The organism is Bradyrhizobium sp. 482_C4_N1_8 (assembly GCF_052075965.1).
Lineage (GTDB): Bacteria > Pseudomonadota > Alphaproteobacteria > Rhizobiales > Xanthobacteraceae > Bradyrhizobium > Bradyrhizobium barranii.
Map to the genome: position 1 here is coordinate 1,325,802 of NZ_CP197231.1, position 25,025 is coordinate 1,350,826.

26 protein-coding genes are annotated in these 25,025 nt (G+C 65.2%); 21 read left to right on the top strand and 5 right to left on the bottom strand.

Annotated features, from left to right (window positions below):
• Nucleotides 1-46: 46 nt before the first annotated feature.
• The 8 genes from AB7Z56_RS06185 to AB7Z56_RS06220 are packed head-to-tail and all read left to right on the top strand — an operon-like array spanning nt 47 to nt 7,829.
• A complete protein-coding gene (locus AB7Z56_RS06185; protein WP_283017567.1) occupies nt 47-871 on the top strand; it encodes an ABC transporter substrate-binding protein in 825 nt (274 codons plus the stop codon).
• Complete coding sequence (locus AB7Z56_RS06190; protein ID WP_063981046.1) at nt 868-1,725, top strand: amino acid ABC transporter permease; 858 nt, start codon at nt 868-870, stop codon at nt 1,723-1,725. Before AB7Z56_RS06185 ends, AB7Z56_RS06190 begins: the two co-directional genes overlap by 4 nt.
• Entirely contained in the window at nt 1,722-2,486 is a 765-nt protein-coding gene (locus AB7Z56_RS06195) for an amino acid ABC transporter ATP-binding protein (RefSeq protein WP_063981047.1), read from the top strand. The genes AB7Z56_RS06190 and AB7Z56_RS06195 overlap by 4 nt, the downstream gene beginning before the upstream one ends.
• Before the next feature lie 15 nt (nt 2,487-2,501).
• Nucleotides 2,502-3,317, top strand: a complete 816-nt coding sequence (locus AB7Z56_RS06200; RefSeq protein WP_063981048.1) for an ABC transporter substrate-binding protein — start codon at nt 2,502-2,504, stop codon at nt 3,315-3,317.
• Complete coding sequence (locus AB7Z56_RS06205) at nt 3,304-4,188, top strand: polysaccharide deacetylase family protein (RefSeq protein WP_063981049.1); 885 nt, start codon at nt 3,304-3,306, stop codon at nt 4,186-4,188. The genes AB7Z56_RS06200 and AB7Z56_RS06205 overlap by 14 nt, the downstream gene beginning before the upstream one ends.
• Nucleotides 4,189-4,196: 8 nt before the next feature.
• Nucleotides 4,197-4,853, top strand: coding sequence for an aspartate/glutamate racemase family protein (locus tag AB7Z56_RS06210; protein WP_063981050.1), 657 nt, complete (start codon nt 4,197-4,199; stop codon nt 4,851-4,853).
• 22 nt (nt 4,854-4,875) lie between these two features.
• On the top strand, nt 4,876-6,459 hold the full coding sequence (locus AB7Z56_RS06215) for an ABC transporter substrate-binding protein (protein ID WP_063981051.1): 1,584 nt from the start codon (nt 4,876-4,878) through the stop codon (nt 6,457-6,459).
• A complete protein-coding gene (locus tag AB7Z56_RS06220; protein WP_063981052.1) occupies nt 6,456-7,829 on the top strand; it encodes an amidohydrolase family protein in 1,374 nt (457 codons plus the stop codon). Before AB7Z56_RS06215 ends, AB7Z56_RS06220 begins: the two co-directional genes overlap by 4 nt.
• Here AB7Z56_RS06220 and AB7Z56_RS06225 read toward each other — a convergent pair.
• The gene (locus tag AB7Z56_RS06225; protein ID WP_063981053.1) at nt 7,819-8,736 is read right to left on the bottom strand and encodes a LysR substrate-binding domain-containing protein; all 918 of its coding nucleotides are present in this window, start codon (nt 8,734-8,736) and stop codon (nt 7,819-7,821) included. The genes AB7Z56_RS06220 and AB7Z56_RS06225 overlap by 11 nt on opposite strands.
• A 273-nt stretch (nt 8,737-9,009) precedes the next feature.
• Between AB7Z56_RS06225 and AB7Z56_RS06230 the strand changes: the two genes are divergently transcribed.
• From AB7Z56_RS06230 to AB7Z56_RS06275, 10 genes are all read left to right on the top strand, one after another.
• Nucleotides 9,010-10,047: an ABC transporter substrate-binding protein gene (locus AB7Z56_RS06230; protein ID WP_063981054.1), complete on the top strand. Its 1,038-nt coding sequence runs from the start codon at nt 9,010-9,012 to the stop codon at nt 10,045-10,047.
• 23 nt (nt 10,048-10,070) lie between these two features.
• Nucleotides 10,071-11,111 carry an ABC transporter ATP-binding protein gene (locus tag AB7Z56_RS06235; protein WP_063981055.1) on the top strand — a complete coding sequence of 347 codons (1,041 nt, stop codon included), beginning with the start codon at nt 10,071-10,073 and terminating at the stop codon, nt 11,109-11,111.
• The gene (locus AB7Z56_RS06240; RefSeq protein WP_063981056.1) at nt 11,108-11,983 is read left to right on the top strand and encodes an ABC transporter permease; all 876 of its coding nucleotides are present in this window, start codon (nt 11,108-11,110) and stop codon (nt 11,981-11,983) included. Before AB7Z56_RS06235 ends, AB7Z56_RS06240 begins: the two co-directional genes overlap by 4 nt.
• Complete coding sequence (locus AB7Z56_RS06245; RefSeq protein ID WP_063981057.1) at nt 11,980-12,786, top strand: ABC transporter permease; 807 nt, start codon at nt 11,980-11,982, stop codon at nt 12,784-12,786. The genes AB7Z56_RS06240 and AB7Z56_RS06245 overlap by 4 nt, the downstream gene beginning before the upstream one ends.
• Before the next feature lie 9 nt (nt 12,787-12,795).
• Nucleotides 12,796-13,932, top strand: coding sequence for an NAD(P)/FAD-dependent oxidoreductase (locus tag AB7Z56_RS06250; protein WP_063981058.1), 1,137 nt, complete (start codon nt 12,796-12,798; stop codon nt 13,930-13,932).
• A gap of 29 nt (nt 13,933-13,961) precedes the next feature.
• Nucleotides 13,962-14,258, top strand: coding sequence for a (2Fe-2S)-binding protein (locus AB7Z56_RS06255; protein WP_063981059.1), 297 nt, complete (start codon nt 13,962-13,964; stop codon nt 14,256-14,258).
• Nucleotides 14,255-15,673 carry an FAD/NAD(P)-dependent oxidoreductase gene (locus AB7Z56_RS06260; RefSeq protein WP_063981060.1) on the top strand — a complete coding sequence of 473 codons (1,419 nt, stop codon included), beginning with the start codon at nt 14,255-14,257 and terminating at the stop codon, nt 15,671-15,673. Before AB7Z56_RS06255 ends, AB7Z56_RS06260 begins: the two co-directional genes overlap by 4 nt.
• The gene (locus AB7Z56_RS06265) at nt 15,670-16,791 is read left to right on the top strand and encodes an NAD(P)/FAD-dependent oxidoreductase (protein ID WP_283017566.1); all 1,122 of its coding nucleotides are present in this window, start codon (nt 15,670-15,672) and stop codon (nt 16,789-16,791) included. The genes AB7Z56_RS06260 and AB7Z56_RS06265 overlap by 4 nt, the downstream gene beginning before the upstream one ends.
• 12 nt (nt 16,792-16,803) lie before the next feature.
• Nucleotides 16,804-17,151, top strand: a complete 348-nt coding sequence (locus AB7Z56_RS06270; protein WP_063981062.1) for a RidA family protein — start codon at nt 16,804-16,806, stop codon at nt 17,149-17,151.
• 135 nt (nt 17,152-17,286) lie between these two features.
• The gene (locus AB7Z56_RS06275) at nt 17,287-18,006 is read left to right on the top strand and encodes a hypothetical protein (RefSeq protein ID WP_063981063.1); all 720 of its coding nucleotides are present in this window, start codon (nt 17,287-17,289) and stop codon (nt 18,004-18,006) included.
• On the opposite strand, the gene AB7Z56_RS06280 is transcribed toward AB7Z56_RS06275, so the two are convergent.
• The gene (locus AB7Z56_RS06280; protein WP_084794962.1) at nt 17,996-18,841 is read right to left on the bottom strand and encodes a tetratricopeptide repeat protein; all 846 of its coding nucleotides are present in this window, start codon (nt 18,839-18,841) and stop codon (nt 17,996-17,998) included. The genes AB7Z56_RS06275 and AB7Z56_RS06280 overlap by 11 nt on opposite strands.
• Nucleotides 18,842-18,880: 39 nt before the next feature.
• On the bottom strand, nt 18,881-19,048 hold the full coding sequence (locus tag AB7Z56_RS06285) for a hypothetical protein (RefSeq protein ID WP_187387921.1): 168 nt from the start codon (nt 19,046-19,048) through the stop codon (nt 18,881-18,883).
• 23 nt (nt 19,049-19,071) lie between these two features.
• Here AB7Z56_RS06285 and AB7Z56_RS06290 point away from each other — a divergent pair, with 23 nt between their 5' ends.
• A complete protein-coding gene (locus AB7Z56_RS06290; RefSeq protein WP_063981064.1) occupies nt 19,072-20,667 on the top strand; it encodes an ABC-F family ATP-binding cassette domain-containing protein in 1,596 nt (531 codons plus the stop codon).
• A gap of 54 nt (nt 20,668-20,721) precedes the next feature.
• Here the strand turns inward: AB7Z56_RS06290 and AB7Z56_RS06295 are convergent, their stop codons facing one another.
• Entirely contained in the window at nt 20,722-22,056 is a 1,335-nt protein-coding gene (locus tag AB7Z56_RS06295) for a dicarboxylate/amino acid:cation symporter (protein WP_071909716.1), read from the bottom strand.
• Nucleotides 22,057-22,219: 163 nt separating this feature from the next.
• Between AB7Z56_RS06295 and AB7Z56_RS06300 the strand changes: the two genes are divergently transcribed.
• Both AB7Z56_RS06300 and AB7Z56_RS06305 read left to right on the top strand, forming a co-directional pair.
• Complete coding sequence (locus AB7Z56_RS06300) at nt 22,220-23,539, top strand: solute carrier family 23 protein (protein ID WP_063981066.1); 1,320 nt, start codon at nt 22,220-22,222, stop codon at nt 23,537-23,539.
• Between the two features lie 74 nt (nt 23,540-23,613).
• Nucleotides 23,614-24,450, top strand: coding sequence for an SDR family oxidoreductase (locus AB7Z56_RS06305; RefSeq protein WP_063986088.1), 837 nt, complete (start codon nt 23,614-23,616; stop codon nt 24,448-24,450).
• A 52-nt stretch (nt 24,451-24,502) separates the two neighbouring features.
• Here the strand turns inward: AB7Z56_RS06305 and AB7Z56_RS06310 are convergent, their stop codons facing one another.
• On the bottom strand, nt 24,503-24,763 hold the full coding sequence (locus tag AB7Z56_RS06310) for a DUF1488 domain-containing protein (RefSeq protein ID WP_063981067.1): 261 nt from the start codon (nt 24,761-24,763) through the stop codon (nt 24,503-24,505).
• Nucleotides 24,764-25,025: the final 262 nt, after the last annotated feature.

Here is a 25,025-nt window from a genome sequence, read left to right on the forward strand (position 1 = left end):
GGCGCTGGCAAAGGACTCAAAGCAAAACGTTGGCAAAGGAGCTGACATGATACGCCTCTCGCTCTCTCTCGGTCTCGCAGTACTGGCTACCGTAACGTCGGCGCAAGCGGCGGAGCTTCCCGCGGAGATCAAGCAGGCGGGCGCGTTGAAGCTCACGGTCAACTCCACCTACGCGCCGATGGAGTACCGCGATCCCGCCACCAACGAGCTCGTCGGGCTCGACGTCGATCTGGCCAACGAACTTGCGAAGCGGCTTGGCGTAAAAATCGTCTGGAGCGAGACGCCGTTCGCCGAGCTGATCCCGTCGCTCCAGACCAGGCGCGCGGACTTCATCATCTCCGGCATCTCCGACCGCGCCTCACGGCGCGAGACCGCCGCTTTCGTCGACTACCTCGCGACCGGCCCGCAGTTCTTCGTGATGGCGGACAATGCGGCCAAGGACGCGACCGATCTCTGCGGCAAGAAGGTCGGCACCACCCGCAGCACCAGCTTCCCGGTCGAGATCGAGAAGTGGAGCAAGCAGAACTGCGAGCCGGCCGGCAAGCCGGCCATTCAGTACGTCCCCGGCGAGAACTCGATCGACGTCCGCAACCAGCTCAAGCAGGGCCGCATCGACGCCGCAGTGCAGGGCAGCGAGACGCTGCCTTACGCGCAGACGCAGGAGCCCGGCAAATATCGCGTCGTCGGCGAGCCCTTCGCCAAAGGCTACCAGGGCATCATGTTCCGCAAGGACGATGCGGCTTTGCGCGAGGTGGTGACGGAGAAGCTCACGGCGATGATCGCCGACGGCACCTACAAGGCCGTTCTCGACAAATGGGGCCTGGGGGCCAACGCGGTGGCCCAGCCCATGCTGAATGCGGCGCCGCAATGAAGCCGGTGCCGGCACTCGCGGAGGGTTTCCCTGATCTGTCGGGGATGCGGGTCGCGCGCGAGCCGCACTGGTTTCGCTGGCTCAGCGCGGCGCTGATCGTCCTCGTGCTGGCGGTGATCGTGCGCGCCTTCGCCGGCGGTCAGATCGAATGGTCCTATGTCAGCCGCTTCCTGACCGCAAAAGTCATTCTCGAAGGCATCGTCAACACGATGGTGATGGCGGTGCTGGCGATGGCGCTCGGCATTGTCCTCGGCGTCGTCGTCGCGGTCATGCGGCTGTCGCCCAATCCGGTGCTGAAGACGGTCGCGGCCGGCTACACCTGGCTGTTCCGTGGCACGCCGCTGATCCTGCAACTGCTGTTGTGGTTCAACCTCGCGCTGGTGTTTCCGACCATCGGCATTCCCGGCCTGTGGTCTGCGCGCGCGGTCGACGTCATGACGCCGTTCCTTGCCGCGCTGCTCGGGCTCGGCATCAACCAGGGCGCCTATACGTCCGAGGTGATGCGTGCCGGCATGCTGTCGGTCGACATCGGGCAATACGAGGCGGCACAGGCGATCGGCATGGGGCGGCTGCGCGCGCTGCGCCGGATCATCCTGCCGCAGGCGATGCGCGTCGTGATCCCGCCGCTCGGCAACGAGTTCATCGGCATGGTGAAGGCGACCTCGCTCGCGAGCGTCATCCAGTATCCGGAACTGCTGCACAACGCCGAAAACATCTACTACGCCAATTCGCGCGTGATCGAGCTGCTGATCGTTGCCGGGCTCTGGTACCTGCTCGTGGTCTCGATCCTGACGCCGCTCCAGATGCTGCTCGAACGCCGTTTTGCCCGCGGCACATTGCGGCTGGCGCGATGACAAACCCCCTCGTCGCGATCCGCACCGTCAGCAAGAGCTTTGGAGAGTTCCAGGCTCTCAGAAGCGTCTCGCTCGACGTCTGGCCCGGCGAGGTGATGTGTTTGATCGGCGCCTCCGGCTCCGGCAAGACCACGCTGCTCCGCTGCATCAACCAGCTTGCCGCGATCGATGCCGGCGGCATCTGGCTCGACGGCGAGCTGCTTGGCGTGCGCGAGCAAAGCGGCAAGCTCTACCGTCTCAGCGAGCGGGAGATCGGGCGGCAGCGGCTGAAGACTGGCATGGTGTTCCAGCGCTTCAACCTGTTTCCGCACAAGACCGCGCTGGAGAATATCATCGAAGGTCCACTTCAGGTGCAGGGGCGCAAGTCCGACGAGGTGCGCGCGGAGGCGCTCGAACTGCTCCGGCGCGTCGGATTGTCCGCCAAGGCGGACTGGTATCCCGCGCAGCTCTCCGGCGGCCAGCAGCAGCGCGTGGCGATTGCGCGTGCGCTCGCCATGAAGCCGATGCTGATGCTGTTCGACGAGCCGACCAGCGCGCTCGATCCGGAACTCGTCGGCGAGGTTCTCGCGGTCATAAAGGAGCTGGCGAAGAGCGGCATGACCATGATGGTGGTGACGCACGAGCTCGGCTTCGCGCGCGAGGTCGCCGACCGCGTCGTCTACATGGACCAGGGCGCGATCGTCGAGCAGGGGCGCGCCTCGGACGTATTGGGTGCGCCGCGCGAGGAGCGCACCAGGGCATTTCTTTCGGCGGTGATCTGAGATGGGGGCGTGTTGATGAAGAGACTTTGGGTTGCGGCGGCGCTTTTCGGCGTCATGACCGTTTCGGCATTGGCGATCGAGCTGCCGGCGGAGATCGCCAAGCGCGGCAGCCTCAAGGTGGCGCTGGTGCCGAACTATCCGCCGATGGAATTCCGCGATCCCGCTACCAACGCGCTATCCGGCTTCGACATCGATCTCGGCGAAGCCATCGGCCGCAAGCTCGGCGTCAAGATCGAATGGCAGGAGACGAGCTTTGCCGAGTTCATGCCGTCGATCTCGACCGGGCGGGTGGACGCCATCCTGTCCGGTTTCACGGACTACGCGAGCCGTCACGACATCGCGTCCTTCGTCGATTATCTCAGGAGCGGTCCGCAGTTCTTCGTGCAGCAGTCGCGCAAGGCGGAGTTCAAGGACGCGGCATCGCTCTGCGGCAAGAAGGTCGGCGCCAGCCGCCGCACCATGTTCCCGGCGCAGATCGCGGCGTGGAGCGAGAAGAATTGCGGCAGCAATCCGATCCAGTTCATCGGCACCGACGGCTCGGCCGACGCCCGCACCCAGCTGAGGCAGGGCCGCATCGATGCCGCGGCCCAGGGCAACGAGACGCTGCCCTACATTATGGATCTCGAACCCGGCGCCTATGCGCCCGTGGGCGAGCCCATCGCGCAGCAATTCACCGGCATCGCCCTGCCGGTCAAGGAAAAGGCACTGCAGCAGGCCATTCTCGAAGCGGTCGATGCGCTGATCGCCGACGGCACCTACAAGACCCTGCTTGCCAAGTGGAAACTGAACGACAACGGATTAGAGAAGGCGACCATCAATGCTGGACAGTAAGGCACTCAAGAGCATCCCGCTCGTTCCGGCCAACACCGCCGATCCCGCGCCGGAATATCCCTGGCCGAAACCCTACACTTCGGCGATGTTCCTCTCCTTCGACGTCGACGCGGAGAGTGCGTGGACCAGCAAGGACGCGGTGCACGCGCAGCGGCTCATCACCATGAGCTATGGCGGCTATGAGGCGCGCGTCGGCACGCCGAAGCTGTTGGAGCTGCTCGACCAGCTCGATCTCAAGGCGACCTTCTTCGTCACGGGATGGTCGGTCGACGCGCATCCGGCGATGGCCGAGTCGATCCTCAAGGCCGGCCACGAGATCGGCCATCACGGCTATCACCATCTGCTGCCCGATCCCGGCGATCCCTGGATCGAGGAGGAGCTGGAGCGCGGCTTCGAGGCGCTGAAGCGCCGGCTCGGCGTCAGGCCGACCGGCTATCGCGCGCCCTATGGCGAGTTCACCGAGGAGCTGCGCGCAGCACTCGTACGTCACGGCATCGTCTACACGTCGTCGTTCCGCGACGACGTGCGGCCTTATCGCCATCGTCTGGCCGACGGCAAGCCCGGCACGATCGAGCTGCCGGTCACAGCGAGTTATGACGACTGGATGCACGGCCTCTCCGCCCGCTTCAGCCCGCGCTCGATCTTCCCCAAGGAGCATGTGCTCTCGATCTGGAAGGACGAGCTCGACGAAACCAGGGACTGGGGCGCCATGGTGACGACCGTGCTGCATCCGCAATGTAGCGGCCGCCCGATGCGGCTGCGCCTGTTGCGCGAGTTCCTGACCTACGCAAAGTCGTGCCCGGATGTCTGGATCACAACCGGCGAGAAGATCGCGGAAAACTTCCTGCGCCACGAAGCCGGTAGTCGCTGAGCAGCACCATGACCCGTCGTCGCATCCTCGTCATCAACCCCAACTCCTCGGCGTCGGTGACGGCGGCGATCGACGAGGCGGTCGCGCCGCTGCGCATTGCCGGCGGGCCTGACATCGAGGTGGTTGGCCTCGCCGAAGGACCGCCGGGCATCAGCTCGCAGCGCGATGCCGATAGCGTGGTCATGCCGCTGGTCAACCGCGTCACGCGTGACGATGCGGATGCCTTCGTGCTCGCCTGCTTCAGCGATCCCGGCCTGCATGCGGTGCGTGAGGCCGCCGGCGGACGCCCGGTGCTGGGCATCGCCGAATGCGGAATCTTTCGCGCGCTGATGCTGGGCGAACGCTTCGGCATCATCGCGCTGTCGCCGTCGAGCATCCGCCGCCAGCAACGCATGGCGCGGGTGATGGGCGTCGATAGCCGTTACGCCGGAAGCTGGTCGGTCGGCGCGAGTGCGGCGGAAACGGCAGGCGCCGATATCCGCGGCCGCTTGGTCGATGCCGGCCGCGCGCTGGTCACTCAATGCCGCGCCGATGTCGTGGTGATGGGGTGCGCCGGCATGGCCTCGCACCGCGCGGCGATCGCGGATGCGATCGGTGTGCCCGTGATCGAGCCGGCGCAGCAGGCGGTCGCCGCTGCAATCGGCGCGGTGTTGTTGAACACGTAAGATCCTTCAGGAGCCTTTTGTCATGCCGATCTCCCGCCGCTCGCTCCTCAAGGCTGCCGCAGCAATGCCGGCGCTGTCGCTGCCGGGCATCGTCCGCGCCGAAGCGCAGAGCACCTTGCGCTTCATTCCCGTCATCGACCTCGCCTTCGTCGACCCCATCTATTCGACCGCGCAGGTGTCGCGAAACCATGGTTTCATGGTCTACGACACGCTCTACGGCATGAGCTCCTCGCTCCAGGTCTCGCCGCAGATGCTGTCGGGCCACGCCATCTCCGCTGACTTGCTGCAGTGGGACCTCAGCTTGCGCGATGGCCTGTTCTGGCACGATGGCGAACGTGTGCTGGCCCGCGACTGCGTCGCCAGCATCCGCCGCTGGGCGGCGCGCGACGGCTTTGGCGGCGAGCTGCTGGAGGCGACCGCCGAGCTCTCGGCCGCCGACGACCGCACCATCCGCTTCCGCCTCAAGCGTCCGTTCCCGCTGCTGCCGCAGGCGCTCGGCAAAGCGGCGATCAATCCCTGCTTCATGATGCCGGAGCGGCTGGCGAGCCAGGACCCGTTCAAGCCGCTGACCGAGGTGATCGGCAGTGGCCCGTTCCGCTATCTCGCCGACGAGCGCGTGCAGGGTGCCCGCAACGCCTATGCCAAATTCGAGCGCTACCAGCCGCGCACCGACGGCAAACCGGATTGGACCGCGGGTCCGAAGATCGTGCATTACGACCGCGTGGTCTGGACCACCACGCCCGATGCCGGCACCGGCGTCGCCGCGCTCCAGACCGGCGAGCAGGACTGGCAGGAGACCACGCCGCACGATCTGCTGCCGATCATCAAGGCCGCCGGCGATATCGAGACGCGCATCCTTGACCCCAGAGGCTACGCCTGCATGCTGCGCCTCAATCATCTGCAGCCGCCCTTCGACAATCCTGCCGTGCGCCGCGCGCTGCTGGGTGCGATCGATCAATCCGCGTTCATGACGGCCGTGGCCGGTACCGATCCGGCGTTCCAGGTCTCGCCGATCGGCTATTTCGCGCCTGATACCCCGATGGCGAGCGACGTCGGCCTCGACGTGTTCCGCGGGCCGCGCGACTACGCCAAGGTCAAGGCCGAGCTGAAGGCCGCGGGCTACAATGGCGAGAAGATCGTAGTGCTGGTCCCCACCAACTCGCTGGCGCAGAAGCCGCTGGGCGAGATCGCGGTCGACAGCTTGCGCAAGGCCGGCATGAACGTCGAATATGCCGGGCTCGATTTCGCCGTCGTGTTGCAGCGCCAGCTCAAGAAGGACCCGATCGGGCAGGGCGGCTGGAGCGCCGCGGTCGGCAACTGGCAGGGCATCGACTGGCTCAATCCGGCCGGCAACACCAACATCCGCGGCGAAGGCAAGGTCGCCGGCTGGTACGCGAGCGAGAGGATGGGGCCCTTGCGCAGCCAGTGGCTGGCCGCCTCCGAGCTTGCCGAGCAGCAGCGCATCTGCCGCGAAATCCAGACGGTCGCGTTCGACGAAATCCCCTATATTCCGATCGGCCTGTACAAGCAGCCGACCGCCTATCGCAAAGCCATCACCGGCATTCTCGACGGCACCGCCGTCTTCTGGAACGTGCGCCCCGCATGAGCACCACAGCAATTTTCGGCAGCTATGTGCTGTCACGGAAAGACGGCGCGCAGGACGTGTTGCGCGACCATTGGGTCCTGATCGAAGGCAAAAAGATTGCCGCGGTCACGCGCGACAGGCCGCGCGCGGACGAGATCTACGATCGCCCCGGCCGCTTCGTGCTGCCCGGTCTCTTGAATCTGCACAATCACTGCTTCTCCGAAGCGGTGGCGCGCAGCCATACCGAGGACGGCAACGGCCGCAAGAACAACCAGAGCATTGTCTATACGGTGCTCTTGCCGCTGACCAAGCGCGGTGCCGATATCCTGTCGGCGGAAGAGCGCATCGCGGTCGCGCGGCTCGGCATCCTCCAGCTCCTCAAGGGCGGCGCCACCACCGTGATGGAGCCGTTCCGCAATTCGATCCCGGAGATGTTCGATGCCGCCGAAGAGATGGGCATCCGCTTCTATGGCGCGCCGTATCTGTTCTCGACGTCGGACGCCAAGGCGGGACCTGACGGTGTGGTGCATTATTCCGGCGACGACGGCACCGCCGACATGGCAACGTGGGACGCGCTCTATCAGCGCTGGAATAATCGCGGCGACGGCCGCATCAGTCTTGCGATGAGCCCGCACGCCACGGACACCTGTGGCCCCGATCTGCTGAAGGCCTGCGCCGCACGGGCGCGCGAGCTTGGCGTGCCCATCACGACGCACATGGCGCAGAGCCGTGCCGAGGTCGAGACCATCGGCAAGCGCTATGGCGGCCGCACGCCGGCGCAATATCTGGACTGGCTCGGCCTGCTCGCGCCCGACCTGATGGCCGCGCACTGCATGTTCAGCACCGACGACGATCTCAAGCTGATGGCCGCGCGCGGTATGACCGTGCTGAATTGCCCGCGCGTGTTCGCGCGCGCCGGCGTCACCGCGGCGTTCAGCCGCTTCGCCGAGCACGGCGTGCGCACCGTGGTCGGCACCGACGGCTACAACATGGACCTGCTCGGCGAGCTCAATGCGGCGTCGCTGATCTCCAAGGTCACCTCAGCCCGCGCCGATGTCGCGAGCTCGCCGGAGCTGATCGAAGCGAATACGGCAGTCGCCGCCGACGTCATCAATCGGCCTGATCTCGGCCGGATCGAGCCCGGCGCGACCGCCGATCTCACCGTCGTCGATCTCACCCATCCGCATCTTCAACCGCTGTTCGACCCACGCCGCGCGCTGATCGCGCTCGCCAACCGCGCCAACATCGATCAGGTCATGGTGGACGGCCGCATGCTGGTCGATGAGGGTGGCTATCTCGGCGCCGATGAAGCGGCGATCACGGCGGCGGGCAGTGCGGCGATCGGCAAGATCTGGGACCTGCCGGAGGCGCAGGCCGCGTTCAACGGCTGAGCGTTGCGTCGTCCTCGAATTCAACGAGCGCCTTGCGCATGGTCTCGACGAGATCGAGCGCCACCGGCGAGGGGCTGCGCTGCGCCGGAAAAACGGCGGAGAATTCGAAGTCGATGCGCGGCAGGAAGCGGCGCACGACGACGCCGCGGGTGGAAAATTCCTGCGCGGTGAAGGGATCGCAGATCGCGACGCCTAATCCCGACGACACCATGCCGCACATGATCTCCGACAGCGTGGTCTCGACCCTGAGCACACGGCGGACGTCGTGGCGATGGAAGACCTGGTCGACGAGATGCCGGCTCGACGATCCCGCCGACAGCGAGATGAACGTCTCGCCCTCGAAATCGCGCGGCTCCAGAACTTGCTTCTCCGCGAGGCGATGACCGGTCGGCAGCACCGCGACGCGCGCCAAAGCGGGCAGCCGCTGGCTCGGCAGGCCGGAATGGGCGATCGGCACCTCGGCAAAGCCGATGTCGCATTGATTGTTGAGCACCCAATCGACCACGATCGGCGAGATCACGCCGAAGAAGGCGAGGTTGAGGTTGGGCCGTTCTTTCAGGAAATGTCCGGCGAGCCGCGGCAGATAGCCGTTCGACAGCGCCGGCAGCGCGGCGATGCGCAGCGAGCCGGTGCGGCGGCCACGGATTTCCTCGGCGGCCGCCGTGATGCGTTCGAGCCCGACGAAGGAACGCTCCACCTCGGTATAGAGCGCCATCGCCGCGGCGGTCGGCACGAGGCCAGTGCCGCGCCGCTCGAACAGCTCCATTTTCAGCAGCGCCTGGAGGTCGCGCAGCAGCCGGCTGACCGCCGGCTGCGTCACGGTCATCAGCGCCGCCGCCTCAGTCACGCTGCCCGTCAGCATCGTCGCGCGGAAGGCCTCCACCTGCCGCGGATTGATCCGCGCCATCCCCAATTCCATCCATAACATTTATGCATGCAGAGGGTGCCATTATTCATTGGACGATGGAAGCTCGGGTTTGCGATCTTTTTCATCAGGACTGGAGACAGCCCGCTTTTTCGGCAGATTGGAGGGGTTCAAACCTCCGAATCGCGCCAAAACCTACCGAACAGGGGCCGGAGCCCTGTCCGGAGAGGGTTGGCGCGGAAGGAAATGCGGAAGGCGCCTCAGTCAGAGATTTTTCGGCACGTCACCTCATCCCGGTATTGGAGATCGGTCCATATGAAGACTCTCAGCCTTCTGACCGCGGTCAGCATCGCAGCGCTCATCGCCGTCCCGTCTGCCGCCTCGGCCCAGCAGAAAACGCTCTATGTCGCCGGTTACGGTGGCTCGTTCGAGAAGACCATCCGCGACGAGGTGATCCCGGCCTTCGAGAAGGAGAACGGGGTCAAGGTCGAGTACGTCGCCGGCAATTCCACCGATACGCTGGCCAAGCTTCAGGCGCAGAAGGGCAACCAGCAGATCGACGTTGCCATCGTCGACGACGGCCCGATGTACCAGGCGATCCAGCTCGGCTTCTGCGGCAAGCTCGAAGGCTTGCCGGCCGCCGATCTCTATGACACCGCCCGCTTCAAGGACGATCGCGCCGTTGCGATCGGCATCGTCGCGACTGGCCTGATGTACAACACCAAGGTGTTCGCCGAGAAAGGCTGGGCGCCACCCACTTCGTGGAACGATCTGAAGGACACGAAATACGCCAAGCAGCTCGTGATCCCGCCGATCAACAACACCTACGGCCTCGAAGCGCTGGTGATGCTGTCGAAGATGAACGGCGGCGGCGAGACCAACGTCGATTCCGGCTTCAAGATCTTCAAGGAGCAGATCAATCCGAACGTGCTGGCCTATGAGCCGTCGCCGGGCAAGATGACCGAGCTGTTCCAGTCCGGCCAGGCCGTGATCGCGGTGTGGGGCACGGGCCGCGTGCAGAGCTTCGCCAACACCGGCTTCCCCGTCGACTTCGTCTATCCGAAGGAAGGCGCGGCGACGCTGCTGACGACGGCGTGTCCGATCACCAAGCCGAATGCCTCGCCGCTTGCATCGAACTTCGTCAAGATGCTGCTCGATCCAAAAATCCAGCTCGTGATGCTGAAGGACTACGGCTACGGCCCGGTGCTGAAATCACTGGTGGTACCGCCGGAGCTCGGCAAGATGGCGCCGATCGGCGAGCGCGCGGCAAAGCTCTATAATCCGGACTGGACTGTGATCAACGAGAAGCGCGAGGAGTGGACCAAGCGCTGGAATCGCGAGGTCGAGCGTTGATCTGATCGTTGCGGAGACAGCGCATGGCCTATCTCGAGCTCGATCGGGTCGCAAAACAGTTCGGCGCGCAGACTGTGGTCGAAGACTTCAGTCTGTCGGTGGGGAAGGGGGAGTTCATCTCCTTCCTCGGCCCGTCCGGCTGCGGCAAAACCACGACCCTGCAGATGATCGCGGGTTTCCTCGATCCCACACGCGGCGCGATCCGCCTGGAGGGCAAGGACCTGACCGCGATCCATCCCGCGAAGCGCGGGCTCGGCATCGTGTTCCAGAGCTACGCGCTGTTTCCGCACATGACGGCGGCGGAGAACGTCGCGTTCGGCCTCGAGATGCGCAACGTGCCGCGCGCCGAAAGAGCCGAGCGCGTCCGCGCCGCGCTCGCGATGGTCGGGCTTGCCGGTTTTGAGGACCGCCATCCGCGCCGCATGTCCGGCGGTCAGCAGCAGCGCGTGGCGCTGGCGCGCGCGCTGGTGATCAAGCCGAGCGTGCTCTTGCTCGACGAGCCGCTGTCGAATCTCGACGCCAAACTGCGCGAGGAGATGCAGATCGAGCTGCGCCAGATCCAGCGCACCATCGGCACCACGACGATCCTGGTCACCCACGACCAGAACGAGGCGATGTCGCTGTCCGACCGCATCGTGGTGATGAGCCAGGGCCGCATCGAGCAGATCGGCTCGCCGCAGGAGACCTATGAGAAGCCGTCCTCGGCCTTCGTCTCGCAGTTCCTCGGCAAGACCAACGACTTTGCGGCGACGATTGATCGGACCGCGACGCCGGTGCGGCTGGTGGCTGGCTCCTGGAACGCGCCGGCGCCGGCCGGGCTCAGTGGCCCCGTCACTGTCAGCATTCGCCCTGAACGGATCGGCTTTGGCGATACGGGGCTCAGCGCAAAGATCGTCACGCGCATCTTCCAGGGCAATCACTGGCTGTTCCAGTGCGACAGCGAATGCGGGCCCGCGATCGTGATCCGCCAGAATGACGGGACGGCGCCGCCGGCTGAGGGCGAGGCGGTTCGCCTCGTCTGGCGGCCCGAGGACATGAGCGTGCGCGCGAGGGCCGGCGCATGAGCACGGCCGCTGACGAGCGCAACGCGCGTGCGCCATGGGCGCTGACGGCGCCCGCCTTGATGCTGTTCGTCGGCGTGCTGCTGATTCCGCTGGCGATGACGGTGATGCTGTCGTTCCACGACTGGGGTCAGTACAAGGGCATCGAGCCGGTCTTCATCCTCAAAAACTGGCACGAGATCGCGACCGATCCCTATTATGCCGAAATGTTCTGGCGGACGTTTCGCATCGCGATCCTGACAACGCTGCTCACCGCGTTGCTCGGCGCACCCGAAGCCTACATCCTCAACCGCATGAGCGGCCGCTGGAAGAGCTTTTTCCTGCTGATCATCCTCGGGCCGCTCTTGATCTCCGTGGTGGCGCGGACGCTCGGCTGGGCGCTGCTGTTCGGCGGCAACAACGGCCTCGTCAACAAGCTCCTGATGTCGCTCGGAGTGATCCGCTCGCCCATTCCCTTCATGTTCACCGAGACAGGGATGGTGGTTGCGCTCGCCCATGTGATGATGCCGTTCATGGTGCTGTCGGTGTGGGCCGCGCTCCAGCGGCTCAATCCGCAGATCGAGAACGCCGCGATGTCGCTCGGTGCGGGGCCGGTGACCATCATTCGCCGCATCATCATGCCGCAGATCATGCCGGGCGTGCTGTCGGGCGCGATCATCGTGTTTTCGCTCTCCGCCAGTGCCTTCGCGACGCCCGCGATCATCGGCGGCCGCCGGCTCAAGGTCGCGGCGACGCTGGCCTACGACGAATTCCTCAACACGCTGAACTGGCCGCTCGGTGCAGCGGTCGCAACGCTGCTGCTGGTCGCGCTGGTGCTGATCGTCGTCGGCAGCAACGCGCTGATCGAGCGCCGCTACGCGGAGGTGTTCCGATGAGCCGGAACGGCCCGCTCGCGTTGATCTTCCACACCATCTTCGTCATCGTCATGGTCGCGCCGATCCTGGTGGTATGCCTCGTTGCTTTCACGCCCGAAGGCTTCCTGTCGCTGCCGACCAACCGCTTTTCGCTGCGCTGGTTCAGGGCGATCGCCAACTATCCCGAGTTCATCCATGCCTTCTGGGTGAGCCTGGGGCTCGGTGCGCTCTCATCCTTCGTGGCGCTGCTGTTCGCGGTGCCGGCAGCGCTCGCGATCGCGCGTTATCGCTTCCGCGGCCGCGATGCGCTCGCGGCGCTGTTCCTGTCGCCGCTGATGATCCCGCATGTCGTGCTCGGCATCGCCTTCCTGCGCTTCTTCACCTCGGCCGGCCTCGGCGGCAGCTTTGCCGCGCTGATCATCGCGCATGTCATCATCGTGTTTCCGTTCGCGCTGCGGCTGACGCTGGCGGCGGCGACCGGCATGGACCTCTCGGTCGAGATGGCGGCAGTCTCGCTCGGCGCCAACGGCTGGACGCTGTTTCGCCGCGTGACGCTGCCGCTGATCCTGCCCGGCGTCATCAGCGGTTGGGCGCTCGCTTTCATCCAGTCCTTCGACGATCTCACCATGACCGTCTTCCTCGCGGCGCCCGGCACCGAGACGTTGCCGGTGCGCATGTTCCTTTATATCCAGGACAACATCGATCCGCTGGTCACGTCGGTCTCGGCCTGCGTGATCGCGATCACCATGACAGCCCTCATTCTGCTCGACCGCTTCTACGGACTCGACCGTGTGCTCGCCGGCAAGGGCGATACGGGACGATAGGAGAAATTTATGTCAGGAGACTACGACGTCGCTGTGGTCGGCGGCGGACTGCTCGGCTCCGCCATTGCCTGGGGCCTCGGCCGGCTCGGCAAGAGCGTGGCCGTGCTCGACGAAGGCGACATCACCAAGCGCGCCTCGCGCGCGAATTTTGCGCTGGTCTGGGTTCAGAGCAAAGGGCTCGGCATGCCGGCCTATACTGTCTGGACCGTGCAGGCGTCACAAGCGTGGAGCCAGCTTGCTTCCGAACTCAAGCAACAGACCGGCCTGGATGTCTCGCTTCAACAGAACGGTGGCTTCCATCTGACGCTCGGCGACGACGAATTCGGCCAGCGCACCGAGCTGGTGAAGCGCATGCACAACCAGACCGGTGCTGCCGATTACAAGATGGAGATGCTCTCCGCCTCCGAGGTGAAGAAGGCGCTGCCGCTGATTGGTCCGGAGGTGTCCGGCGGGAGCTATTGTCCGCTCGACGGCCACGTCAATTCGCTGCGGACCTTCCGCGCCTTCCACACCGGCTTCAAGGCATTCGGCATCGACTATTTTCCGGAGCGCCCGGTCTCGGCGATCAGCAAGAGTGGTGGCGAATTCCGCCTGACCACGCCGAAGGGCGAACTGCACGCCGCCAAGATCGTGCTCGCGGCCGGCAATGCCAACCAGACGCTTGCGCCGATGGTCGGCCTCTACGCGCCGATGGGCCCGACCCGCGGCCAGATCGTGGTGACCGAGCGCACCATGCCGTTCCTGCCGCATCCGCTGACCACGATCCGCCAGACCGACGAGGGCACGGTGATGATTGGCGACAGCAAGGAGGACGAGCTCGACGATCGCGCGCTGAAGCATTCCGTCAGCGCTGTGATGGCCGATCGCGCGCAAAGGATGTTTCCGCATCTGTCGCGGCTCAACGTGGTCAGGAGCTGGGCCGGCATCCGCGTCATGCCGCAGGACGGCTTTCCGATCTACGACCAGTCGGAGACGCATCCCGGCGCCTTCGTCGCCTGCTGCCATTCCGGCGTGACGCTCGCCTCCAACCACGCTTTCGAGATCGCGCGCATGGTCGCAGCTGGCGCGCTCGAGCCGGAGCTGGTCGGCGCGTTTTCGGCCAGCCGTTTCGGCGCCGCCGGTGCTGCGAACAACAGCGGCTATTAGAGATATCTAAAGGAGCCAAGAGGCATCCCATGTTTAGACGATCCGAACAGGACAAGCGACCGCAGGTCCAGATCTTCGTGGATGGCACAGCCATCGCGGCGCGCCAGGGCGACACCGTCTCTGCCGCGCTGCTGGCCTCCGGCTGTGATGCGCGCCGTTCCACCGCAGTGAGCGGCGCGCCGCGTCTGCCCTATTGCATGATGGGCGTGTGCTTCGACTGCCTCGTCACCATCGACGGCGTCGGTAACCGCCAGGGCTGCCTGGTGCCCGTCGCCGAGGGCATGCAGATCGAGATTCAGAAGGGCAAGCGGGAGATCGGAAAATGACTGTGGCTCCCAAGCGCGAAGCCTATGACGTCGTGGTGATCGGCGCCGGGCCCGCCGGCCTCGCGGCCGCTGCGACGTCCGCCGAAGCCGGCCTGTCGACGCTGCTGCTCGACGAGAACATCGGCCCCGGCGGCCAGGTGTTTCGCGCCATTTCGTCCACGCCCGTGACCGACCGCGACCAGCTCGGCGCCGACTATTGGGTCGGTGCCGACCTCGTTCAGTCGCTCCGCGCGAGCCGCGCCGAGATTATCCATCGCGCCACCGTCTGGAGCCTCGACCGCAACCTCGAGATCGCCGTATCGATCGGCGGTGCATCCGCTTTCCTCAAGGCGCAGCGCGTGATCCTCGCGACCGGCGCGCTGGAGCGGCCGTTCCCGATTCCCGGCTGGACCTTGCCGGGCGTGATGACCGCGGGCGCCGCGCAGACGATGCTGAAATCATCGGCGCTGGTGCCTGACGGACGCACGGTGATCGCGGGGCAGGGGCCTCTGCTCTGGCTGCTCGCCGCGCAGATCTTGCGGCTGGGCGGCCGCATCGATCGCATCCTCGACACCACCGAGCGCGGCAATTACTTCGCCGCGTTGCCGCACGCCTTCGCCTTCCTGACCTCGCCCTATTTCACCAAGGGCCTGTCGATGATGCGCGAAGTGAAGGCCAAGGTGCAGGTCGTCTCCGGCGTCACCGAGCTCTCGGCATCCGGTGATGGCCAGCTCGCGAATGTGAGCTATATCGCCGGCGGCAAGCGTGAGACCATTCCTGCTGACCTGTTGCTGCTGCATCAGGGCGTCGTGCCCAACGTCAATCTGGCGATGTCGGCCGGAATCGAGCATCGCTGGGATGATCTGCAATTGTGCTGGTCGCCGGTGCTGGATGCGAGCGGCAATTCGTCGGTCGCGGGCATCGCGATCGCTGGTGACGGCGCCGGCATCGGTGGTGCCAATGCGGCCGTGGTCCGTGGCCGCATCGCGGCGCGCGCGGCGGTGGAGGCATTGGCGCCTGCGGTTGCGACAAAACTTGCGCCGATGGCGACGCTCCGCGCCGATCTCGCCAAGGCCGAGCGCGGCCGCGTCTTCCTCGACACGCTGTTCCGCCCCGCGCCCCAGTTCCGCATTCCCACGGGCGACACCATCGTGTGCCGCTGCGAGGAAGTCACCGCGAAGGACATTCTCGATGCCGTCGCCATCGGCGCGACCGGACCGAACCAGCTCAAGGCCTATCGCCGCACCGGCATGGGGCCGTGCCAGGGCCGGCTCTGCGGCCTCACCGTGACCGAGCTGATGGCGCAGGCGCGGGGCAAGACGGCACAGGAGATCGGCTACTACCGGCTGCGCGCGCCGGTCAAGCCGATCACGCTCGCCGAGCTCGCCGCCGTCCCGAAGAGCGAGGCGGACATCAAGGCGGTGGTGCGCGGATGACCCAAAACGTGGATGCGATCGTCGTCGGCGGCGGCATCCACGGATGCTCGACCGCGCTGCATCTGTGCCTCGCCGGCATGAAGCCGGTGCTGATCGAGAAAGACTACGCCGGCCGCCATGCTTCCGGCGTCAATGCCGGCGGCGTTCGCCAGCTCGCGAGGCACGTGCCCGAAATCCCGCTCTCGATCCGCTCGATGGGGATCTGGGAGAAGATTACCGATCTCCTCGACGACGATTGCAGCTTTGAGAGTTACGGTCAGGTTCTCGTCGCGGAGAACGAGGAGGAGCTCGCGGTCTGCCGCGCGCGTGTCGCTGAGCTGAATGCGCTTGGCTTCACCCATGAGGAGCTGATCGACGCGACTGAATTGCGGCGACTGGTGCCGGCCGTGGCTGAGACTTGCCCCGGCGGGGTCGTGTCGCGCCGCGATGGTGCCGCCAATCCGGCGCAGACGACGACGGCGTTCCGGCGCAAGGCCGAGCAGTTAGGTGCGACCGTGCGCGAAGGCGTTGCCGCCAGCAATATCCGGTACAGCGACGGTCTCTGGCACGTCGACGTCGGCACTGAGACCTTTGCCGCGCCGGTGCTCGTCAATGCCGCCGGCGCCTGGGCCGGGAACATCGCCGCCGCGCTCGGCGAGCCCGTTCCGGTCGAGACCGTGGCGCCGATGCTGATGATCACCTCGCGCGTGCCGCACTTCATCGACCCCGTCGTGATCCTGCGCGGGCGCAAACTGTCCTTCAAGCAATTCTCCAACGGCACCGTGCTGATCGGCGGCGGCCATCTGGCCACGCCCTATCAGGATCGCAACGAGACGGTGCTGGACTGGAAGAGCCTCGCGATCAGCGCGCGCACCGTGTTCGAGCTGTTCCCGGTGATGCGCAGCGCGACGATCGTCCGCGCCTGGGCCGGCATCGAGGCGAAGATGAAGGACGATATCCCCGTGTTCGGACCGAGCAGCCGCCACAAGGGCCTCTATCACCAGTTCGGCTTCTCGCTGCACGGCTTCCAGCTCGGCCCCGGCGCGGGTGCCGTGATGGCCGAGCTGATCGTCAATGGCGGCACCCAGACCCGCATCGGCGATCTCGGCATCGACCGCTTCCATCCTTCCACGCTCTAAGAAGAGGACATCATGAGCATCACCCGCAGCATCCGCACGCCCATCATGCACCGCGCCGTCGAGGCCAACGGCTTCGTCTTCGTCGGTGGCACCATCGCCGACGACACTTCCGTGTCCATGGGCGACCAGACCCGCAACATCCTCGGCAAGATCGCCGGCTATCTGAAGGAAGCCGGTACCGACAAGTCGCGCGTCGTCAGCACCTCGATCTTCGTCACGGATCTTTCCAAGAAGAAGGAGATGGACGCGGTCTGGACTGAATTCTTCGGTGACAACCTGCCGACGCGCGCCACGGTCGGCGTTGCCGATCTCGGCGGCGGTGCATTGATCGAGGTGGTGGTCACTGCGCTCAAGGGCTGATTGCGCTCTTCTCACGGGCTCGTGAAGAGAGCCGTCGATCCGAACATGACGAAGATGTAATGGTCTGGATTAGCTGCGGCGCTTTGACGCGCCGCAGTTTCCGTTTATCAGTAGGGGACTCGGCTGGAATGCCCAATGTCCTCGCAGAACAATAACAACAAGCTCGCGATCAAATTTCGCTGCCCCGGAGAACTCGAAGGCCTGCTGCCGCAGCCGGTGCCGGCGAATCTCGGCGTTCCCGACTGGCTCAAGGCGATGCCGACCACGGCCTTCAGTGCCCTCAATCAGCAGGATGACGAGACGGTCAAGCGCTGCCCGCCGTTCATCGACGCGATGACATGCGGTTTCCTGATCCCGCTAATCTGCGATATCAGGGTCGAGGATGGCGAGATCAGCTGGGACAACGACATCCCGCCCGGCGGTGAGATCGATTTTCCGCGCTCGCCGATCAGCTTTCACGATCAGGGCCAGCTCACCGGCTCGCCGCTGTTCGAGGCCGATCGCTTCGTCATCAAGTTTCACAATCTCTGGACCATCGAGGCGCCGGAAGGCTATTCGCTGTTCTTCACCCATCCGGTCAATCGCTTCGACCTGCCGTTCATCACGCTGAGCGGCCTCGTCGATTGCGATCGCTATCGCGACAGCTGGATCCACTTTCCGGCGCATTGGCACAATACGGGCTTTCGCGGCGTGCTGCCCAAGGGCACACCGATCGCGCAATGCATTCCGGTCAAGCGTGAGGATTGGACGCGGCAGACCTCGGCCTTCACCGAGGATGAAGCGCAGAAGGTCCACGCCCTGCGCGCCGCGCTGAAGCGCGAGCCGGGTCTGTACCGGCGGAAATTCAGGGCGTAGCCCGCTCGGGCCTGGCTCCCAGGAATTTCGCCGCGGCGCTCGGGCGGAAGAAGAAGCGGCCGTGCGACGAGGCGGCGAGTGTGAGGGCGGCGCGGCTGAGCATCTGCGGCCGTCCGCCATACACGGACCGCAGCGCCGCCTCGCCGCCATCGCGTTCGCCCATCTCCATCAGGCAGATCGCGAGATTGGCGCGGGAGAGAGCGTCGTCCGGGCGAAGCCCGAGCGCGTGACGGTAGGTGTCGGCGGCCTCGGCATAAGCGCCGTCGAGAAGCTCGGCCCAGGCAAGTTCGGTCAGGATATCGGTGCGTCCCGGCCCGATCGCGCGCGCCGCGGTCAGCACGGTACGCGCTTTGGCGCGATTGTTATTCCGGACATGCATGCGGCCAAGGTCGAGTTGCAGATCGACGCTGGCCGGGGCGAGCGCGAGGGCTTGCTCGATCATCCCGACCGCCTCGCCAACCTCGCCGGCGTTCGCAAGCTGGCCCGCCAGCTCCTGGAACGCGGGCAGATAGGGCGGACGGCGCGCTGTGGTTCGCCGCAGTTGCGCCAGTCCATCGCTTCTGCGCCGCGCGGCACACAGCACATGGCCGAGCAGCGTCTCGATTTCGGGATCGCTATTGCGCTTCGCGGCTTTCTCCAGCGGCGCAATCGCTTCCTCCGCACGCTCCTGGCCGAGCAGGGCATGGGCGAGGATCAGCACGGCATTCCGGTCGGTGCGATTTGATTTCAGGGCTTCGGTCGCAAGCTGCCTTGCAATGTCGAACTGCTTTGCACGTAGCGCCAGAAAGGCTTGCTGAAGCAGTTGGGCGAGGGGGCTATTCGGCTTGCCGCTCAAGAGATGGCCTCTTGGTTGAGACACGTTGTTTTTTGCCCCTTACCGCATGCCCCATGCAGCGTCCATCAACAGCTTCGTGATGCTTTGCTGATCGGCCCGGACGCGTCGCACGGAATGCACCTTGATCTCGGCGCCCGACGGGATTATCAGCGAGACATCAATCAGGAGTTTCGCATCCATGGATTTCACCCCGACCGCAACGCCCATCCGCCTTGCTCACGGGGAATTCCATGCCTGCATCGATTATTCTGTCGAACCTCTCGCTGTCCACGCCTGACGGCCGTCCTCTCCTTTCCGACCTCAACCTGACATTTGGTGCCGAACGGGCTGGTCTCGTCGGCCGCAACGGCGTCGGCAAGACAACGCTGCTTGCTGCGATCACCGGAGAGCACATTCCCCAAGCGGGACGCGTTCTCGTGAGCGGAACCGTGGGAATGCTCCGCCAGGACGTCCAGCTTCCTGCGGGCGCCGCGGTGATCGATCTGTTCGGCGCGCGCGCAGCGCTGGAGCTGCTTCGCCGTGCCGAGCGGGGCGATGCATTCGCCGACGAAGTCACCGACGTCGATTGGACGCTCGAAGCGCGGCTTGCGTCCGCGCTCGCGCGTGTCGGGTTCGATCCTGATACCGACACGGAGCTGGATCGTTTGTCGGGCGGGCAGGTCACGCGGATCCGTCTGGCCGCGCTGGTCTTCGCCGAGCCGGACTTCCTGCTGCTCGATGAGCCCACCAACAATCTCGATCGGGATGGACGTAAGTCAGTGGTCGATCTGCTCGCAGGCTGGCGGGGCGGGGCGATCGTCGTCAGTCACGACCGCGACCTGCTCGAGACCATGGATGCCATCGTCGAGATGACATCGCTCGGGGCAAGACGGTACGGCGGCAATTGGAGCAGTTACCGCGAGCAGAAGGCCATCGAGCTCGCTGCCGTCAGGCACGACCTTGCGCATGCCGAGAAGCATCTCGCCGAGATCGACGGCAAGGCGCAGGAGGCAGCGGAACGCAAGGCGCGCAAGGACAGCGGCGGCAGGAAGAAGCGCGCCAAGGGCGACATGCCGCGCATTCTCGCCGGTGCACGCAAGGACCGCAGCGAGGACAGCGGCGGAAAGACCGCGCAGATCGCCGAGCGGCGGCGCGCGGAGGCGATCGAGGCTGTCGACACGGCTCGCCGCCGCGTCGAGATTCGCCAGCCGCTGTCGGTCAAGCTGCCCCCGACCGGCCTGCCGGCGGGCAGGGAGGTGGTATGGCTCGATCGCGTCAACGCCGGCTATCAGCCGGAGCAGCCGGTCCTGCGCGATCTCTCACTCACGCTCGTCGGCCCGGAGCGCGTCGGGGTCGTCGGGCCGAATGGTTCCGGCAAGACAACGTTGCTCAAGCTCGTCACAGGCGAGTTGCGCCCGTTCGCGGGCACCGTGCGGGTCAGGCCGGACTTCGCGCTGTTCGACCAGAAGGTCAGCCTGCTCGATCCCGCGATCTCCATCCTGGACAATTTCGGGCGTCTCAATCCGAAAGCGAGCGCGAACGAGTGCCATGCTGCCCTGGCCCGGTTCGCGTTTCGCGCCGATGCCGCCGCGCAGATCGTGGGGAGCCTGAGTGGCGGACAGCTGTTTCGTGCGGGCCTCGCCTGCGTTCTAGGCGGGGCGGCGCCGCCGTCCCTGCTCATCCTGGACGAGCCGACCAATCATCTCGACATCGAGTCCATCGAAGCCATCGAGGCAGGCTTGAGGGCCTATGACGGCGCGCTGCTCGTGGTCAGTCACGACGAGGCGTTCCTGCAGGCGATCGATATCACGCGCAGGGTCGAGCTGGTCGCCAACACTGCTCTCTAAGGCCCGACAACAAGAACCCGACGCCCTGCCCCCAGCGGGGCTGCGTGGCGCGGCCTACGAGGCCGCGCTGCCGCCCGGTTCGAGCGCCTCGCCCATCTCCAGCGGATGAGCCATGGTCTCGTGCAGAGCCTCGCGATCGAGCTCGCCTTCGGAGATGCTGATGACGACGCAGGCGATACCGTTGCCGATCAGGTTGGTCAGCGCGCGGCACTCGCTCATGAACTTGTCGATCCCGACCAGGATCGCGATCGACTGGATCGGGATGTCGGGAACGATCGAGAGCGTCGCGGCAAGCGTGATGAACCCGGCGCCGGTCACGCCCGAGGCGCCCTTCGAGGTGATCATGGCGATGCCGAGAATGCCGAGCTCCTGCCAGATCGTCAGATGGGTGTTGGTCGCCTGCGCCAGGAACAGCGTCGCCAGCGTCATGTAGATGTTGGTGCCGTCGAGGTTGAAGCTGTAGCCGGTCGGAATGACGAGGCCGACCACCGAGCGCGAGGCGCCGAGATGCTCCATCTTCTGGATCATCTGCGGCAGCACCGTTTCCGACGAGGAGGTGCCGAGCACGATCAAGAGTTCGTCCTTGATGTAGGCGATGAAGCGCAGGATCGAGAAGCCGGAGAGCCGCGCGATCGAGCCCAGCACGATCAACACGAACAGGATGCTGGTGAGATAGAACGTGCCGATCAGGGCCGCGAGGTTGAGCAGCGAGCCGAGGCCGTAGGCGCCGACGGTGAACGCCATCGCGCCGAACGCGCCGATCGGCGCGACGCGCACGATGATGCGGATGATGCCGAAGAACATTTTCGCGGCCTTGTCGATCGCCTCCGCGATCGGCTCGCCGGCCTTGCCGAGGAAGGCGATGGCGAAGCCCGACAGGATCGAGATCAGCAGCACCTGAAGCAGGTCGCCGCGCGCGATCGCGCCCACATAGCTGTCGGGAATGATCGCCATCAGATGGGCGACGATACCCTCTTCCTTGGCCTTGGTGACGTAGGTCGCCACCGATTTCGGGTCGATCGTGGCGGGATCGATGTTGAAGCCGTGCCCGGGCTGGAGAATCTCGCCGACCAGCAGGCCGATGGCGAGCGCGACGGTCGAGACCGTCTCGAAATAGATCAGCGACTTCAGCCCGACCCGGCCGACGCGCTTGAGGTCGCCCATCGAGGAAATGCCGTGCACCACGGTGCAGAAGATCACAGGCGCGATCATCATCTTGATCAGCGCGATGAAGCCGTCGCCGAGCGGCTTCAGCTCCTTGCCGAGATCAGGATAGAAATAGCCGATGAGCACCCCGAGTGCGATCGCGATCAGGACCTGGATGTAGAGGATCTTGTACCAGGGTTGATGCCGGCGATGGACGGCTGGCTGGATCGCGACTTGTGTCATAGTGTGTGCCCCGGAACGCATTGATTTTTGATTCTGCATGATCTGGATTTTGCAAGCTTTGAATCTTGCATGACTCGCATCATGTGATGGTCGCCGCAGAAGCGACAATCACATTTTTGTCGGATCGCACGAAGATCGGTCGCTGCACCGCAACGGGGGGAATATGACAACCACGATGGGCTCGGACGAGCAGCCGCAGAGCTATTTTCCGCGCTGGAAATTCAAGGCCTCGGGCGTGATCATGCCGGAGGAACGGCTGTCATGGGGCCAGACCGTCGTCTCCGGTCTCCAGCATTGCGTAGCGATGTCGGGCTCGACGATCATCGCGCCGTTGCTGATGGGGTTCGATCCCAATGTTGCGGTCCTGTTCTCCGGCATCGGCACGCTGATCTTCTTCGTCATCGTCGCCGGGCGCGTGCCGAGCTATCTCGGCTCGAGCTTCGCGTTCATCGCCGTCGTCATCGCCGCCACCGGCTATGCCGGGCAGGGGCCGAATCCAAATCTCTCCGTCGCGCTCGGCGGCATCGTTGGCGCCGGCGTGCTCTACGGCGTGATCGCGCTGATCGTGATGTGGTCCGGCGTTGGCTGGGTCGAGCGCCTGATGCCGCCGGCCGTCACCGGGGCCGTGGTCGCCGCGATCGGCCTCAATCTCGCGCCCGTGGCGGTCAAGGCGGTGAGCGTCAACGCGTTCGACACCTGGATCGGGCTCGCGACGGTTCTGATCATCGGCGTGGTGGCCGTTGCCGCTCCAGGCCTGTGGCGCCGCCTGCCGATCATCCTCGGTGCGATCGGCGGATATCTCCTGTACCTGCTGTTCGCAAACGGCCTCGGCTTCGGCAAGCCGATCGACTTCGCGCAGCTCGCGGCCGCGCCGTGGTTGGGCATGCCAAGCTTTACCACGCCGACCTTCCAGGCCGATGCAATCTTTCTGATCGCGCCGGTTGCGGTCATCCTCGTCGCCGAGAACCTCGGTCACATCAAGGCCGTCGGCGCGATGACGGGCCGGAGCCTCGATGGCTATCTCGGCCGCGCCCTGTTCGCCGACAGCCTCGCGACCATCGTGGCGGCCTGCGGCGGCGGCACCGGCGTCACCACCTATGCCGAGAACATCGGCGTCATGGCGGCGACGAAGGTCTATTCGACACTGTTGTTTGCATTCGCGGCCACGGTCTCGATCCTGCTCGGCTTCTCGCCGAAGTTCGGCGCACTGATCCTGTCGATTCCCGGCCCCGTCATCGGCGGCCTCTCGATCGTGCTGTTCGGATTGATCGCCGCGATGGCCGGACGGATCTGGGTCGAGAACAAGGTGGATTTCGCCAATCCTGCGAACCTGATCACCGTCGCCGTGGCGCTGACCGCGGGCGCCGGCGACCTCACGTTCAAATTCGGCGCGTTTACGATCGGCGGGATCGGCACGGCGACCTTCGGCGCCATCATTCTCTACCAGATCCTGACCTCGCCGCTCGCGCGCCGCGCCGGGTGAATCCCTGCGATGCGCAAGCGGGATGGAACAAAACGCCGGTTCCGTCCATGATGAAGCATCCCCGGAGAAAGTTCATGCCGCAGACCGATCGCTCGACCCCGTTTTCCTCCCGCCTCGTCGGCCAATACGCGCTGGTGACCGGTGCCTCGCAAGGCATCGGCCGCGCCATCGCCATTCGGCTCGCGCAGGAGGGCGCGACCGTCGCCATCAACTATGTCGATCACCCCGAGAGGGCCGAGGAGACGCTCGCGCTCGCAAGGACAGGATCGGCTGACCGCGGCCACGGCAAGCTCGATCATGTCGTCGTCAGGGCCGATGTCAGCAATGAGCAGGAAGTCGCCGCGATGTTCGAGACAGTGCTTTCGCGCTGGAAGCGGCTCGACTGCCTCGTCAACAATGCCGGCTTCCAGCGGGAGTCGCCGAGCGAGGAGCTCGACATCGACACCTACCGCCGCATCATCGACGTCAATCTCAACGGCGCCGTGCTCTGCGCGCAGAAGGCGCTCGCGCACTTCGTCGCGCGCGGCGGAGGCGGCAGCATTATCAATTGCTCCAGCGTCCACCAGATCATTCCGAAGCCCGGCTATCTCGCTTACTCGATCAGCAAGGGCGGCATCGCCAATCTGACACGCACGCTGGCGCTGGAATTCGCCGGCCGCGGCATTCGCGTCAATGCGGTCGGCCCCGGTGCGATCGACACGCCGATCAACGCGGCCTGGACGGGTGATCCCGCCAAGCGCGGCGTCGTCACCAGCCACATTCCGCTGGGACGGGTCGGCACCCCGGAAGAGATCGCCGCCGTGTTCGCCTTCCTCGCCTCGGATGACGCCAGTTACATTACGGGCCAGACCATTTACGCCTGCGGAGGCCTGACGCTGTTCCCCGAGTTTCGCGAGAACTGGGCGAGCTAGAAACGTGGATTCACGACCGAAACCACGAACTCATCATCCCATGCCGAACGCTTCAAAAATCTGCTGCGAGCAGGTCGTAGGAGCCCCGGCTGCCGCGGACATACTTCCTGGCCGCAGCCGCACATATCAAGTCGCGGTTGGAATCGAACGCGATCAGAAATCCCGATTCGCTGGAACGGGTGCCCGGTTGAATCCGCTTCAATGCGTCTTCGTCGATGAAGAACGAGGCCTCGATGGCGCTGTCGTGTCCCCAGAACCGCACGGCATGCCGCGTCCGATCATACGAGCGGCTGTGATTTGGAAAGTCGATCATGGTTCAGGCCGATCAGGTTGCAGGTGCCGCGCGCCGGCCTTTTCGCCGTTTGAGTCGGAGCTCGCCGGGTGGCCGACGCTCGACCCGCGTACGTCAGGAACACGGACGTTCCGTCCAGACGAAGACGCGCCGGTTGCGCCTCTCTCAAATGAAGATTTGGCAACAGGGCAGCAATCCGATTCAATGCCGATCGCGACAAATAGTTTCTTGATAAGCCTCGCTATTCGGCGAAGGGATCACTAGATACAGTTTATCACCGCGC